We start from the raw sequence: 15,167 nt of genomic DNA, 5'->3' as shown, positions 1-15,167 counted from the left end.
TCATACCAATAAAAATTGAGGAGAGATGTAAAATGGCAAAAGTATACTATGACAAGGAAATCGCAGATCAATATTTAAACGGAAAAAAGGTAGCCGTGATCGGATACGGCTCACAGGGGCATGCCCACGCTCTAAACCTGCAGGAAAGCGGTTATGACGTGGTTGTCGGAGTAAGACAAGGTAAATCTTATGATCAGGCCGTCCAGGATGGTGTCCGTGTAGCCTCAGTTGAAGAAGCTGCCAATGAAGCGGATGTGATCATGATTCTTCTTCCGGATGAACTTCAGCCGCAAGTTTACAAAAAAGAGATCGAACCGGCGCTGGCACGTGGTAAGTCCCTTGTTTTCGCCCATGGCTTCAACGTCCATTTCCATCAGATCGTTCCGCCGGACTTTGTGGATGTATTCCTTGTTGCACCTAAAGGGCCAGGACATCTCGTAAGACGGACATATGAAGCCGGAGCAGGGGTGCCTGCCCTTATCGCGGTATATCAAGACGTAACTGGAACAGCGAAAGAAACAGCGTTGGAATACGCAAAAGGAATTGGAGCCGCAAGAGCCGGTGTTCTCGAGACTACGTTTAAAGAAGAGACCGAAACGGACCTTTTCGGTGAACAGGCGGTATTGTGCGGTGGGCTGACCTCTCTAGTAAAGACAGGATTTGAAACGCTCGTCGAAGCAGGCTATCAGCCAGAAGTGGCCTACTTTGAATGTTTACATGAACTGAAGCTGATTGTTGATCTAATGTACGAAGGCGGACTGGAAGGAATGAGATATTCCATTTCTGATACAGCACAGTGGGGAGACTTCCAATCTGGCCCGAGAGTGGTTGATGAAGATACAAGAACAAAAATGAGAGCAGTATTGAAGGATATCCAAAGCGGGGAGTTTGCCAAAGGGTGGATCTTGGAAAACCAGGCAAACCGTCCAGTATTCCATGCGATCAATGAGAGTGAAAAACAACACCCGATCGAAGTAGTGGGCCGTGAACTCAGAGCGATGATGCCTTTTGTTAAACAACAAAAGCAAAAAACGAAGGAGGCGGTGACAAGTGCGAAAAATTGATATCTTTGACACCACATTAAGAGACGGGGAGCAGACGGCAGGAGTGAACCTGAATGCCCAGGAAAAGCTTGAGATCGCCAAACAGCTCGAACGGCTCGGTGTGGATATCATCGAAGCGGGATTTCCGGCAGCCTCCCCCGGTGATCTTGCGGCAGTGAAACGAATCGCTGAAGAAATCAAGAACAGCTCGGTTACCGGTCTTGCCCGTTCCACAACGAAAGACATTGATGCAGCATGGGAAGCGTTAAAGGGATCAGCAGAACCCCGGCTTCATGTTTTCTTGGCTACTTCACCCATCCATATGACATATAAGCTGAAGAAAACACCGGATGAGGTAGTCGAAACCGCCGTTCAATCAGTAAAATACGCACGCAAGCGCTTTCCAGTCGTCCAATGGTCTGCAGAGGATGCCTGCCGGTCAGATCTGGCTTTTCTCGTAAAAATTATAGAACAGGTGATTGATGCAGGTGCTTCGGTCATCAATCTTCCGGATACGGTAGGGTATTACAGCCCTGCCGAATACGGTCACCTGTTCCGGTACGTAAGAGAGCATGTTCCAAATATCCACAAGGCGAAACTATCGGCTCATTGCCATGATGACCTGGGGATGGCGGTTGCCAATTCCTTGGCAGCCATTGAGAACGGTGCAGATCAGATCGAAGGTGCGATCAACGGAATCGGTGAGAGAGCAGGAAATGCTTCATTAGAAGAAATTGCGGTTGCCCTTGCGATCCGAAGCAGCTTCTATCAGGCGGAAACACGCATGGAACTTAAGGAGATCAGCCGAACGAGCAGTCTTGTCAGCAGGCTGACCGGCATTAGTGTTCCGCCGAATAAAGCAGTGGTGGGAAGGAATGCCTTTGCCCATGAATCGGGCATCCACCAGGATGGCGTCCTGAAGGAAAAATCCACCTATGAAATTATTACTCCCGAGCTCGTTGGAGTTTCTTCCAATCAATTGGTTCTTGGCAAGCATTCCGGAAGACATGCCTTCCGAAAACATATTAACAAACTGGGCTTTGAACCAGGCGAAGAACAGCTCAACGAACTGTTCGGAGAATTTAAAGAACTCGCTGACAGGAAAAAGGAGCTGACGGAAGAAGACATTCTGGCACTCCTGCTCGAACATCAGATTCAGCCTCCAGTCCCTATGTATCAGTTGGGAGACATCCAGGTTAATTATGGAACGAACAACATTCCGACAGCGACCATTACATTAAAATCACCGGACGGAAAACGAATTCAGGAAGCAGGAACAGGATCAGGAAGTGTAGAGGCCATCTACAATACATTGGATAAGATGCTGCCCCTGCCAGTGCACCTGAAGGATTACCGCATTCAGTCCGTTGGCTCAGGAAGGGATGCGCTCGCACAGGTCTATGTGCTGCTAAAGTACGAAGACCAGGAGATCAACGGAAGCGGAACAGCTCAGGACGTGCTGCAGGCATCTGCAAAGGCATATGTCCACGCATTAAATAAAACGATTATGAATGCGCAAAAGGACGAATTAGTTAAAGTCAGTCTATAAATTTTATGAGGAGGGGTTAAGATGGAAAAAGCAATAACAGTCTTGCCGGGTGACGGAATCGGACCGGAAGTGATGAAAGGGACATTGCGGGTGCTCAAGGCTATTGAATCCCGATTTCACCATCGGTTTACAGTGACCGAGATGCCGATCGGCGGAAATGCCATCGATGAGACAGGAAATCCTCTGCCCCCTGAAACGATTGAACAGTGCAAAAAGAGTGATGCGGTTCTGTTGGGAGCGGTGGGCGGACCCAAATGGGACGGAATGGAACAGCGGCCGGAACAAGGGTTGCTGAGGATCCGAAAAGAACTGAATGTCTTTGCGAACGTAAGACCAGTCAAAGCGTTCGGGCCGCTGGCCGATATTGCACCCTTAAAGCCTGCTTTGCTTGAAAATGTTGATCTTGTATTCGTGAGGGAGCTCACTGGAGGAATCTATTTTGGACAGCCAAAAGAAAGAAAGGGCTCGGATGAGGCGGTAGATACTCTTTATTATCATAGGAAAGAGATTGAAAGAGTAGTAAAAAAGGCGTTTGTCCTTGCCGCCTCCAGAAAGAAAAAGCTGACTTCCGTGGACAAAGCCAATGTTCTGGAGTCCAGTAAACTATGGAGGGAAGTCGTCGATGAAACGGCTAAGCATTATCCGGATGTAAAGGTTGAGCACATGCTGGTCGACAATGCTGCCATGCAGCTTGTCCGGAACCCTTCACAGTTTGATGTGATCGTAACCGAGAACATGTTCGGCGACATTTTGTCTGATGAGGCGTCAATGATTACAGGTTCTCTTGGAATGCTTGCTTCGGCATCCTTGAGTGAAGAAGGTCCGGGATTATATGAGCCCGTTCACGGCTCCGCTCCTGATATTGCAGGAACGAATGCAGCTAATCCGCTTGGAATGATCCTTTCTGCGGCGATGATGCTCAGACATTCCTTCCATATGAACGACGAAGCAGATGCCATTGAATTAGCTGTTCAGGAAGTCTTGAATGCCAACTTCCGAACAGGCGATATCTCCAGCAATAAGGATAAAGTTTCAACAACAGATCAGGTGGTCGAGCAGCTTATTTACAGGCTGGAGGACAATGCTGCAGCAGCTACGCTGATTGAAGTGTACGTTTAAGGAGGAGGGTGCGAAATGGCAAAAACAATCATAGATAAAATTTGGGAAAATCACTCGGTCATCCAGGAAAACAACAAACCGAGCCTTTTATACATCGACCTGCACCTCCTTCATGAGGTGACGTCACCGCAGGCCTTTGCCGGCCTGCGGGAAAAAAAACGTACAGTACGCAGGCCAGACCTCTGTTTTGCAACGATGGATCATAACATACCGACAAAGAACAGGTTTGTTATAGATGACAGTATTGCGCTTAAGCAGATTCAAACCCTCGAGGAAAACTGTAAAGAGTACGGTATTCACTTGGAAGGTCTGCACTCGGCAGATCAGGGCATCGTGCATGTCATCGGACCGGAGCTCGGCTTGACGCTGCCCGGAAAAACCATTGTATGCGGTGATAGCCATACCTCCACACATGGAGCGTTCGGGGCATTGGCGTTCGGTATTGGAACAAGTGAAGTGGAACATGTTCTTGCCACTCAGACACTATGGCAGCAGAAGCCGAAGCAGCTGCAGGTAAAGATTGAAGGAAAGCTGGGCTATGGTGTAACCGCAAAAGACATTGTTCTCGCGCTTATCGCCAACTATGGCACCAATGCAGGTGCAGGCCATGTTATTGAATTTACCGGAGAAACAGTAAGGAATTTCACGATGGAAGAGCGGATGACGCTTTGCAACATGTCCATTGAAGCGGGGGCCAAAGCAGGATTGATCGCGCCGGATGAGACTACCTATGCGTATATAAAAGGAAAAAAATACGCTCCAAAGGACGATGAATTTGAAGAAAAAGTCAATGAGTGGAGCGGGCTAAGGTCTGATCCTGATGCAGTATTTGATAAAACCATTGAGATCAATGCTGCACAAGTTGAGCCGATGGTCACATGGGGAACGAATCCCTCCATGGGTGTAGGAATTTCAGAACATGTTCCTTCATTAAATGAAGTGCAGTCTGAAAAAGAAAAGGAATCGATCCAAAAAGCACTGGCCTATATGGGTCTTACACCGGGACAGTCTTTGACGGAAGTGCCGGTACAGCATGTATTCATCGGTTCTTGTACAAATTCACGTTTAAGCGATCTGAAGGCTGCAGCTGAAGTAGTTAAAGGAAAGAAAGTTCACGCTGAAGTCCAGGCCATTGTTGTGCCAGGTTCACAGCAAGTAAAAGCAAAAGCAGAAGAAGAAGGTCTTCACCTTGTTTTTAAGGAAGCAGGCTTTGACTGGCGGGATTCGGGCTGTTCGATGTGTCTGGGCATGAATCCGGATATTGTTCCTGAGGGCGAGCGATGTGCTTCCACTTCCAACAGAAACTTTGAAGGAAGGCAGGGCAAAGGTGCAAGAACCCATCTTGTCAGCCCGGCGATGGCAGCAGCTGCTGCGATTGAAGGCAGATTTGTAGATGTTCGAAAATTTGTTTCCGGTTTGAGAGAAGGTGAAGCTTATGCCGGGATTTAAAACGTTGACGGGAATAGCAGCGGTCCTGGACCGCGAAAATGTGGACACCGATCAGATCATACCCAAGCAGTTTCTAAAACGGGTCGAGCGCAGCGGTTTTGGCCAATTTTTGTTTTTTGACTGGCGGTTTAACAGTGAGGGCTCTCCAAACCCGGAGTTTGAACTGAATCATGAAGATGCGAAGGGTGCGGAAATATTAATCACAGGTGCGAATTTTGGATGCGGGTCATCAAGAGAGCATGCTCCTTGGGCACTTAAGGATTATGGTTTTAAAGTGATTATAGCACCTGATTTTGCGGATATCTTCTATAATAATTCATTGAAGAATGGCATTCTTGTCATTACCCTTCCTAAACCGGTAATCGAAGAACTGAAAGCCAGAGTGAAAAATGGAAATGAGCGGATAACCGTCAGCCTGGACCAGCAGGAAATCTCTTTGGGAACAGACAAGGTCGCCTCGTTCGATTTTGATCCGTATTGGAAAGAGATGCTTCAGAACGGCTGGGATGAAATATCACTTACGCTTCAGTACGATGAAGCAATCAGCCGCTACGAGAAGAGGATCGGAGTGGTCTAAAAGCCAACGGGTTTGAAGAACAGCTGACAGGGAATAATAAAGGATAAGAGGCATCGGGATGCACCAAGCCTTCTCCTGTTATTCCCTATCCCCCAAAGGGAAATCTGTACATACGAGCAATCCTGCACAATTGAGTGCAGGATTTATTGTTCCTTCCTGTAGAATGCCTCATCTTGAGTTTGCGTCTTTAAACTGTTAAACTGATGCAAATAGAACTGGAAGTGAAGAAAACCAATGGCAAATGAAAAAAAAGACAAAAAAACCAGCAATATAGTACCGTTCCCTAATTTGTCTTCGCGATTGCTCGAGAAAGGTATGTCTTCTCTAAAAGCAAAACAATTTAAGGAATCTTTATCCTGTTTTCTTCAGCTGCTGGACATCGACCCCGGACATTCTCAAGGACATTTGGGTGTTGTGTTAAGCCTGATCGAACTTGGCCAGCTCCAGGAAGCGAAGTTAAGAGCAGAAAAAATGCTGAAACAGGGAATCGGAGAATATTTTGATGTATTGCAGATTTACCTCTCTGTTCTTATACAGCTTTCGGAATATGAAACGGTCGTATCCGTTGTTGAAGCGGTGCTTGAGGAACACCAGCTTCCAGCTGCTCAGGCAGAATCTTTTTATCAGCTTCTTCATTTCAGCCGTAAGATGGCAGATGATCCGGAGCCGCCGATTGACCTTTCGCCTGACCCGCCGCAGGACCGTTCCAAGGAAATTGAAACTCTTCGGGCGATGCTGGCAAGCGATGAAATACATAACCAGTGGATTGCCATGCAGCAATTGAGCTATATGAACCCTGAGGACACGTTCGGCGTGTATCAGGAGTTTTTAAAAAATCAAGATGGACATCCGGGTATTAAGACGATGGCCTTAAACTATTTAAAATCAAAGGACATAGAGGAAACCGTAGTTTTACATAAGTTTGGAAATACTTATTCGATCAACATACAGGAACTTCATGATGTTTATGAGGATTCATTTAACCTTGAAGTGAAAAAGGAACTGGAGAATCGGCTGGAGCAGGACAATCCAACCCTGACTGAATTTGCGCTCACAATATGGTGGGACTACATACTTGCGATTTATCCTCAGGTACCTGAACCGGCAGATCCTCATTATTGGGCACGTGCTCTTCAGTGTGCGGCTGGTAAACTGATCGGCATGGACAGCTGCGAAGCGATTGAGTCCGAAATTGAAATTCACCCAGAGAATTTAGAAAAGGCAGTCGAGCAGCTGCTGGACATTGAGCGGTTTACGTTTGGCCCGAATAAATTTCAAGGTTACTAATTCGGAAACAAGCTGGGTCATTGTTGAAATACAAGTCTGTTATGATATAATGGAATGGTTGTAACGAAAATGTTAGATTTTCAATGAAATACGTAATGTTGGAGGGAACTTTGAATGAGTGCAAAGTGGGAAAAGTTAGAAGGCAATCAAGGTGTCTTGACGATCGAAGTTGAGGCATCTGAAGTAGATACAGCTCTTGACCAAGCGTTTAAAAAAGTCGTTAAACAAGTAAACGTACCTGGATTCCGTAAAGGGAAAATGCCGCGTAAAATGTTCGAACAGCGTTTTGGAGTAGAATCACTTTACCAAGATGCTCTTGATATTATTCTTCCGCAAGCATACAGCCAAGCTGTAGAAGAAACAGGCATTGAACCAGTTGACCGTCCAGAGGTTGACATCGAGCAAATGGAAAAAGGCAGCAACCTTGTTTTCACAGCTAAAGTTACAGTAAAACCTGAAGTTAAGCTTGGTGATTACAAAGGGCTTGAGGTTACAGAATTCGATGCGTCTGTTACAGATGAAGATGTTGACAACGAAATCAAACGTCTTCAAGAGCAGCAAGCTGAGCTTGTTGTCAAAGAAGAAGGGGAAGTTGAGAACGGTGATACCGCTGTGATCGATTTCCAAGGATTCGTTGATGATGAACCGTTCGAAGGCGGAAAAGCTGAGAATTATCCATTAGAAATCGGATCTGGTTCTTTCATTCCTGGATTTGAAGAGCAGTTAATCGGAGATAAAGCTGGTACTGAAAAAGACGTAAACATTACGTTCCCTGAAGAATACCATGCAACTGAGCTTGCTGGTAAACCTGCCGTATTCAAAGTGAAAATCCATGAAATTAAAACGAAGCAGCTTCCTGAGCTTAACGACGAGTTTGCTAAAGAAGCCGATTCCGAAGTTGAAACGCTTGACGCTCTTAAAGCAAGCATTCGCACGAAGCTTGAAGAAAGCAAAAAGCATGAAGCTGAACACCACACACGCGACACTGTCGTTGACAAAGCGGTGGAAGCAGCAGAAGTTGATATTCCTGAAGCGATGGTTAACACAGAATTAGACCGTATGGTTCAAGAATTTGGACAGCGCCTGCAAATGCAAGGCATGAACCTGGATCTTTACTTCCAGTTCTCAGGCACAGATGAAGCTGCCCTTCGTGAGCAAATGAAAGAAGACGCTCAAAAACGCGTGAAAACAAACCTCGTACTTGAAGCGATCTCTGAAGCTGAAAATATTGAAGCAAATGAAGAAGAAATCAATGAAGAGCTTAAGAAAATGGCAGAAACGTACAATATGGACGTAGAGAAAATTACGCAAATGCTTGCTATGCAAGGCGGCAATGATGCTGTAGCGGCTGATCTGAAAATCAGAAAAGCGATTGATCTTCTAGTGGATAACAGCAAAACAATTGCATAAGATAGAGTAAGGTCGGACAAGGCACGAACTTTTCGTGCCTTGTTTTATATAATTATTTATCCTTTCTGGCAGGAAAAAGAACTTTTTTATTGAAACTTTTCTAAAGGCTTTATTTTGGGATAGAGGTTTTAAAACAAGCCATAAGGTTAATACTTATAGAACACATCGTTTCAGCCAATACATACTATTAATTGTCAGGGAAGGGTTTTTATTTCCGTTCATTAGGGGTAATATGATACAATCCAATACATAAACTTGCGGAAATGAAATCAATGTACATTTGAAAAATTGCTTACAGCATAATGAAACAAGCATATCTGGAACGGGTATGAAAAGGTAATTGGTTTCATCCAATTTAAGGTTTAGGGGTGATTTCATTGTTTAAATTCAATGACGAAAAAGGGCAGCTGAAATGTTCCTTTTGTGGAAAAACACAAGATCAAGTTCGTAAACTGGTAGCAGGACCAGGTGTATATATTTGTGACGAATGTATCGAGCTTTGCACTGAAATTGTGGAAGAAGAACTTGGCACTGAAGAGGATGTAGAACTTAAAGAAGTACCAAAGCCAATGGAAATCCGCAAGATTCTTGATGAATATGTCATTGGCCAGGAGCAAGCTAAAAAGTCTCTTTCCGTAGCGGTCTACAACCATTATAAACGGATCAACTCTTCCCAGAAATCAGATGAAGTGGAACTTTCAAAAAGCAACATCGCGATGATCGGGCCTACAGGAAGCGGTAAAACGCTATTGGCTCAAACACTCGCCAGAATACTGAATGTGCCTTTCGCGATCGCTGATGCCACATCATTAACTGAAGCAGGATATGTGGGCGAAGACGTTGAAAATATTCTGCTTAAATTGATTCAAGCGGCTGATTATGATGTGGAGAAAGCAGAAAAAGGCATTATTTATATCGATGAAATCGATAAAATTGCCAGAAAGTCTGAAAATCCATCGATTACACGTGATGTTTCCGGCGAAGGGGTCCAGCAGGCCTTGCTTAAAATTCTAGAAGGCACCGTTGCCAGTGTACCTCCTCAAGGAGGAAGAAAACATCCGCATCAGGAGTTTATTCAAATCGATACAACCAATATCCTGTTTATTTGCGGCGGTGCCTTTGATGGCATCGAACAGATCATCAAACGCCGTTTAGGTAAAAAAGTCATCGGATTCAGCTCCGAGTCCAGGCAGGCTGAACTGAAAGCCGGTGAATACCTGGCAAAAGTATTGCCTGAGGATTTGCTTCGCTTTGGCTTGATCCCAGAGTTCATTGGGCGTCTTCCTGTCACAGCAAGCCTTACTCCGCTAGATGAGGATGCACTTGTTGAAATTCTGACAAAGCCAAAAAATGCGCTTGTTAAGCAATATCAAAAGCTTCTTGACCTGGATGGTGTTGAACTTGAATTCACGGATGAAGCTCTCACTGAGATTGCGACTCAGGCCATTGAACGTAAAACGGGTGCACGCGGTCTGCGTTCTATCATTGAAGGAATGATGCTGGATGTCATGTTCGAGCTTCCTTCCCGTGAAGACGTGGCTAAGTGTATTATTACGAAAGAAACGGTTTCTGACAAAGTTCCGCCGAAGCTTGAACTTGAAGACGGAACGATTGTTGAACCGAAAAAAGAAACACCAAAGGAAAGTGCATAAATTGAGTATAAAAACCAGCCTTCAGGGGCTGGTTTTTTTTAGGTTACTGCCTATTTTCGATCTTCAATCGTTACTGACAGCGAACACTGGTTCAGACGGCGTGTAAATGCCTTTAAAATCTATGCAAACTTAAGCGATTCTAAGTCGCGTCCTATTTTAGCTTTTCCAATTTCCCTGTTTAGTCCTTTACCCACTCGGAGATACTAGGAGCATAAAAAAAATTCGGGAGGAAGAAATGAACTGGACTGGAATTGCATTACTCATTCAGCTGTTTTTTGGAATCGTGATAGGACTGTACTTTTGGAACTTGTTGAAGAATCAGCGCACTCAGAAAGTGAGTATCGATAAAGAATCAAAAAAAGAAATGGATCAATTGCGAAAGATGCGATCGGTTTCATTGACTGAACCGCTGTCTGAACGAGTCAGGCCGGGAAAGTTTGCTGATATCGTCGGTCAGGAGGACGGCATTAAGGCACTGTATGCTGCACTTTGCGGCCCTAACCCTCAACATGTCATCGTCTATGGGCCGCCTGGCGTTGGTAAGACTGCTGCAGCCCGTCTTGTGCTGGAAGAAGCTAAGCGTAATAAAAAGTCCCCTTTCCGACCGACATCCGTATTTGTTGAATTGGATGCAACGACCGCCCGGTTTGACGAACGTGGAATTGCAGATCCTTTGATTGGTTCCGTACACGATCCTATCTATCAAGGGGCTGGAGCGATGGGACAGGCTGGAATTCCGCAGCCGAAGCAGGGAGCTGTTACAAACGCCCATGGAGGGGTCCTGTTCATCGATGAAATTGGAGAACTTCACCCGATTCAAATGAATAAATTGCTTAAAGTGTTAGAAGACCGAAAAGTATTTTTGGAGAGCGCCTATTATAATGAAGAGAATACGAATATCCCTTCCCACATCCACGATATTTTTCAAAATGGACTTCCTGCAGATTTCAGGTTAATTGGAGCAACCACACGAACGCCGGATGAAATTCCTCCAGCCATCCGTTCACGTTGTCTGGAAGTCTTTTTTAGAGAGCTTCAGTCTCCGGAAATTCAGCAGATTGCGCTGAAAGCTGCGGATAAGGTAAACATGAACGTGGAGGAGGAAACGGTTGAGCTGCTTTCAACCTATGCCAAGAATGGCCGTGAAGCTGTGAATATGATGCAGATTGCGGCAGGGCTGGCCATTACGGAAGACCGTAATTTTATTAAACAAGCAGATATGGAATGGGTCATTCATTCCAGCCAGATGACCCCGCGCCCAGAGAGTAAGATCTCAGAGGAACCAAAAGTAGGATTGGTCAACGGGCTCGCAGTATACGGACCAAACAGCGGTTCACTGCTTGAGATTGAAGTCACCGTTTTACCTGCAAAAAAACAGGGTACGATTACGATAACAGGCATAGTCGAAGAAGAATCGATCGGCAACAGCTCAAAATCAATCAGAAGAAAAAGTCTGGCCAAGGGATCGGTTGAAAATGTGCTGACCGTCCTTCGCAATATGGGAGTCGACGCCGGACTCTATGATATTCATGTCAATTTTCCGGGCGGCGGACCAGTGGACGGGCCATCTGCCGGAATCGCGATCGCTACTTCTATTTACTCGGCCATTCACAATATCAAGATTGATAATGAACTGGCTATGACCGGTGAATTAAGTGTTCATGGAAAAGTGAAGCCTGTAGGCGGAGTGATGGCGAAAGTATTAGCGGCTAAGCTTGCGGGAGTGAAGAAGGTTATTATCCCTAAAGATAATGACCAGGCTATATTGCGTGAAATCTCAGGAATTGAAATCATTCCAGTGACAAAGTTATCCCAAGTATTTCAGCTGGCGTTCCCGGAAATCGATAAAGATAATCAGCAGGCTATTCCTGCTTCAGCCTTTTTGCAGTCCCCTCCGAAATCCGTGTGAAGAGGGGGCTTTCCTTTAGAGTGTGAAAACGAGATACAATTAGACAAATTGGCTCTTTATAGGTAGAATTGTACAAAGACTGAAGAAATTTCTCTGTCTTGTGGCATTGAACTGTAGCTAAGCTCTCTCAAGCGGAATACTGCTATGAAGCTGCAAATGCCAACATTCTAAAAATAGGCTGCATGAATTTGAAATCATTCAATACATTAAGCAGTATTCGGAGGTGTGTTAAATGGACGAAAAAACTACCCGCATCCTTCCCCTCCTTCCTCTTCGCGGCCTGCTGGTGTATCCCACCATGGTGCTCCACCTTGATGTAGGAAGGGAAAAATCCGTACAGGCATTAGAGCAGGTTATGCTTGATGATCAGCATATTTTCCTTTCAACACAAAAGGAAGTAGCTCTAGAAGATCCGAGCGGCGAACAAATATATGAAATCGGAACCCTCTCCAAGGTGAATCAGATGCTTAAGCTTCCCAACGGTACCATCCGTGTGCTCGTTGAAGGCATCCAGCGCGGAAAGATCAAGCAGTTCATTGACCGTGAGGAATACCTGGAAGTTGAAGTAGAACTGATGGAAGATCAGGGCGAAAAGGATTTGGAAATTCAGGCCCTTATGAGAACGGCTCTTCAGCAATTCGAGCAGTACATAAACCTTTCCAAAAAAGTAACACCTGAAACTTTGGCTTCTGTCCAAGATATCGAAGAACCAGGTCGTTTGGCTGATGTTATTTCCTCTCACCTGTCGTTAAAAATTAAAGAAAAACAGCATATCCTTGAAATTATTGACGTGAAGGAAAGGTTGAACCATCTGATTTCCATCCTGAACAACGAAAAAGAAGTACTTGGATTGGAAAAGAAAATCGGCCAGCGCGTCAAAAAGGCGATGGAAAAAACCCAGAAAGAATATTACCTTCGCGAACAGATGAAAGCCATTCAGAAGGAACTTGGGGAAAAAGAGGGCAAGACAGGCGAAATCTCTTCACTTAAAGAAAAAATTGAAGAATCGGACATGCCTGAAAATGTACAGGAGATTGCACTTAAAGAACTGGACAGGTATGAAAAAATGCCAGGTTCCTCTGCGGAGAGCGCGGTCATTCGAAACTACATCGACTGGCTGATCAATTTGCCTTGGACAAAGGAAACGAAAGATCAGCTGGACATTATCCGTACAGAAAAAATTTTAAACGAAGATCATTACGGACTTGAAAAAGTAAAAGAGCGTGTACTGGAGTATTTGGCTGTTCAGCAGCTGACCAATTCACTGAAAGGGCCGATCCTCTGTCTTGTCGGGCCCCCTGGAGTCGGTAAAACGTCGCTGGCACGTTCCATTGCAAAAGCGATCGGAAGGAATTTTGTCCGTATTTCCCTGGGGGGAGTGCGGGATGAAGCCGAAATCCGCGGCCACCGCAGGACCTATGTCGGGGCGATGCCTGGCCGTCTTATTCAGGGAATGAAAAAGGCAGGGACGATCAATCCGGTATTTCTTCTCGATGAGATTGATAAAATGTCCAATGACTTCAGAGGAGATCCGTCCGCTGCCCTGTTGGAGGTTCTGGATCCGGAACAAAATAATTCGTTCAGCGATCATTTTATCGAAGAGCCCTATGATCTTTCCAAGGTGATGTTCATAACGACAGCGAACAGCCTGGCGACCATACCTGGCCCGCTGCTCGACCGAATGGAGATCATCTCAATCGCAGGCTATACCGAGGTGGAAAAAGTCCATATCGCTAAAAACCATCTCATTCCAAAGCAATTGAAAGAGCATGGTTTAACAAAATCTCAGTTTCAGCTTAAAGAAGAAGCGATTCTTAAACTAGTTCGAAACTATACGCGAGAAGCAGGCGTAAGGAGCATGGAACGCCAGATTGCAGGTTTATGCAGGAAAGCGGCGAAACAGCTCGTATCCGGTGAGAAGAAGAGAGTAACCATAACGGATAAAAATCTTGAGAGCTATATCGGCAAACCGCGTTTCCGCTATGGACAGGCTGAGATGGAAGATCAGGTAGGAGCAGCGACCGGCTTGGCATATACGACAGCCGGAGGCGATACGCTCTCTATAGAAGTCGCGCTTACACCCGGGAAAGGAAAACTCATCCTGACCGGTAAACTGGGTGACGTGATGAAGGAATCCGCACAGGCGGCATTAAGCTATGTCCGTTCAAGAGCAGAAGAATTTGAAATTGATCCGGATTTTTACGAAAAAACGGATATTCATATTCACGTACCTGAAGGGGCTACACCGAAGGACGGACCGTCTGCCGGTATTACCATCGCAACTGCACTTGTATCTGCTCTTTCAGGAAAGCCGGTGCGCAAGGATGTAGGCATGACCGGAGAAATCACTCTCCGCGGCAGGGTATTGCCGATCGGGGGCTTAAAAGAAAAGTCATTAAGCGCTCATCGAGCGGGGATACAGACCGTGATCATGCCAAAAGAAAACGAAAAAGACATCGATGATATTCCGGAAAGTGTACGCAGCACCCTTGCGTTCATACCGGTATCTCATCTCGATGAAGTGTTAAAACATGCGTTAGTGGGAGACAGTAAATGAAAGTAACAAAAGCAGATATTGTGATTTCGGCGGTAAAGCCGGAACAGTACCCCGAAGACCAGCTTCCGGAAATTGGCCTTGCCGGCCGTTCAAATGTAGGGAAGTCTTCATTCATTAACAAGATGATTGCGCGCAAAAACCTGGCCAGAACGTCATCGCGGCCAGGCAAGACGCAAACTCTTAACTTCTATATCATCAATGATCAGCTTTATTTCGTGGATGTGCCGGGATACGGCTTCGCTAAAGTTTCAAAGACCGAAAGAGAAGCCTGGGGAAGGATGATTGAGCGCTATATCATGGAGAGGCCTCAGCTGAAGGCCGTCGTCCAGCTGGTTGATATTCGCCATGCACCGTCCAAAGACGATGTGATGATGTATGATTGGCTGAAATACCATGAGATTCCTGTTATCGTTGTCGCAACCAAGTGCGACAAGATTCCAAAAGGAAAATGGGAGAAACATTTGAAGGTCGTCCGTGACACATTGAAAAAGAAGCCGGATGATCCTCTGATTCTCTTTTCTTCTGAAACGGGCCATGGGAAGGATGCGGCGTGGAGCACCATCCTCGAATACACACAAAAAAAATAAACCAGAGCTTCTGATCTGAACCCAAAAA

At 45.5% G+C, this 15,167-nt stretch carries 11 protein-coding genes; all 11 read left to right on the top strand.

Translation table 11 applies throughout. The features are described 5' to 3' along the window. Positions 1-32: 32 nt before the first annotated feature. Positions 33-1,064: a ketol-acid reductoisomerase gene (gene ilvC, locus ABHN01_RS18070; RefSeq protein WP_429876674.1), complete on the top strand. Its 1,032-nt coding sequence runs from the start codon at positions 33-35 to the stop codon at positions 1,062-1,064. Further along, positions 1,051-2,592 carry a 2-isopropylmalate synthase gene (locus ABHN01_RS18065; RefSeq protein WP_429876673.1) on the top strand — a complete coding sequence of 514 codons (1,542 nt, stop codon included), beginning with the start codon at positions 1,051-1,053 and terminating at the stop codon, positions 2,590-2,592. The genes ilvC and ABHN01_RS18065 overlap by 14 nt, the downstream gene beginning before the upstream one ends. A 21-nt stretch (positions 2,593-2,613) precedes the next feature. Further along, complete coding sequence (gene leuB / locus ABHN01_RS18060) at positions 2,614-3,711, top strand: 3-isopropylmalate dehydrogenase (RefSeq protein ID WP_429876672.1); 1,098 nt, start codon at positions 2,614-2,616, stop codon at positions 3,709-3,711. Between the two features lie 15 nt (positions 3,712-3,726). Then, positions 3,727-5,160, top strand: a complete 1,434-nt coding sequence (leuC, locus tag ABHN01_RS18055; RefSeq protein ID WP_429876671.1) for a 3-isopropylmalate dehydratase large subunit — start codon at positions 3,727-3,729, stop codon at positions 5,158-5,160. Further along, entirely contained in the window at positions 5,147-5,737 is a 591-nt protein-coding gene (gene leuD / locus ABHN01_RS18050) for a 3-isopropylmalate dehydratase small subunit (protein WP_290398798.1), read from the top strand. Before leuC ends, leuD begins: the two co-directional genes overlap by 14 nt. A gap of 234 nt (positions 5,738-5,971) precedes the next feature. Then, complete coding sequence (locus ABHN01_RS18045; RefSeq protein WP_429876670.1) at positions 5,972-7,024, top strand: hypothetical protein; 1,053 nt, start codon at positions 5,972-5,974, stop codon at positions 7,022-7,024. Between the two features lie 114 nt (positions 7,025-7,138). Then, complete coding sequence (gene tig / locus ABHN01_RS18040) at positions 7,139-8,434, top strand: trigger factor (protein ID WP_429876669.1); 1,296 nt, start codon at positions 7,139-7,141, stop codon at positions 8,432-8,434. Between the two features lie 377 nt (positions 8,435-8,811). After that, on the top strand, positions 8,812-10,086 hold the full coding sequence (clpX, locus tag ABHN01_RS18035) for an ATP-dependent protease ATP-binding subunit ClpX (protein WP_290398801.1): 1,275 nt from the start codon (positions 8,812-8,814) through the stop codon (positions 10,084-10,086). Between the two features lie 235 nt (positions 10,087-10,321). Then, positions 10,322-11,995, top strand: a complete 1,674-nt coding sequence (gene lonB, locus ABHN01_RS18030; RefSeq protein ID WP_429876668.1) for an ATP-dependent protease LonB — start codon at positions 10,322-10,324, stop codon at positions 11,993-11,995. A 232-nt stretch (positions 11,996-12,227) separates the two neighbouring features. After that, complete coding sequence (gene lon / locus ABHN01_RS18025) at positions 12,228-14,552, top strand: endopeptidase La (RefSeq protein WP_429876667.1); 2,325 nt, start codon at positions 12,228-12,230, stop codon at positions 14,550-14,552. Continuing rightward, complete coding sequence (gene yihA / locus ABHN01_RS18020; RefSeq protein WP_429876666.1) at positions 14,549-15,139, top strand: ribosome biogenesis GTP-binding protein YihA/YsxC; 591 nt, start codon at positions 14,549-14,551, stop codon at positions 15,137-15,139. The genes lon and yihA overlap by 4 nt, the downstream gene beginning before the upstream one ends. Positions 15,140-15,167: the final 28 nt, after the last annotated feature.

It is taken from the genome of Fictibacillus sp. NRS-1165 (assembly GCF_050468105.1).
GTDB lineage: Bacteria > Bacillota > Bacilli > Bacillales > Fictibacillaceae > Fictibacillus_C > Fictibacillus_C terrinigri.
Note: the sequence above shows the minus strand (reverse complement) of the source record. Positions and strands in the feature narration are given on the sequence as shown.

Bases quoted from the DNA above. Each gene is read 5' to 3' on its own strand.
- ilvC (WP_429876674.1), top strand. From the start codon at position 33: ATGGCAAAAGTATACTATGACAAGGAAATCGCAGATCAATATTTAAAC.
- leuB (WP_429876672.1), top strand. From the start codon at position 2,614: ATGGAAAAAGCAATAACAGTCTTGCCGGGTGACGGAATCGGACCGGAA.
- leuC (WP_429876671.1), top strand. From the start codon at position 3,727: ATGGCAAAAACAATCATAGATAAAATTTGGGAAAATCACTCGGTCATC.
- leuD (WP_290398798.1), top strand. From the start codon at position 5,147: ATGCCGGGATTTAAAACGTTGACGGGAATAGCAGCGGTCCTGGACCGC.
- ABHN01_RS18045 (WP_429876670.1), top strand. From the start codon at position 5,972: ATGGCAAATGAAAAAAAAGACAAAAAAACCAGCAATATAGTACCGTTC.
- tig (WP_429876669.1), top strand. From the start codon at position 7,139: ATGAGTGCAAAGTGGGAAAAGTTAGAAGGCAATCAAGGTGTCTTGACG.
- lonB (WP_429876668.1), top strand. From the start codon at position 10,322: ATGAACTGGACTGGAATTGCATTACTCATTCAGCTGTTTTTTGGAATC.
- lon (WP_429876667.1), top strand. From the start codon at position 12,228: ATGGACGAAAAAACTACCCGCATCCTTCCCCTCCTTCCTCTTCGCGGC.
- yihA (WP_429876666.1), top strand. From the start codon at position 14,549: ATGAAAGTAACAAAAGCAGATATTGTGATTTCGGCGGTAAAGCCGGAA.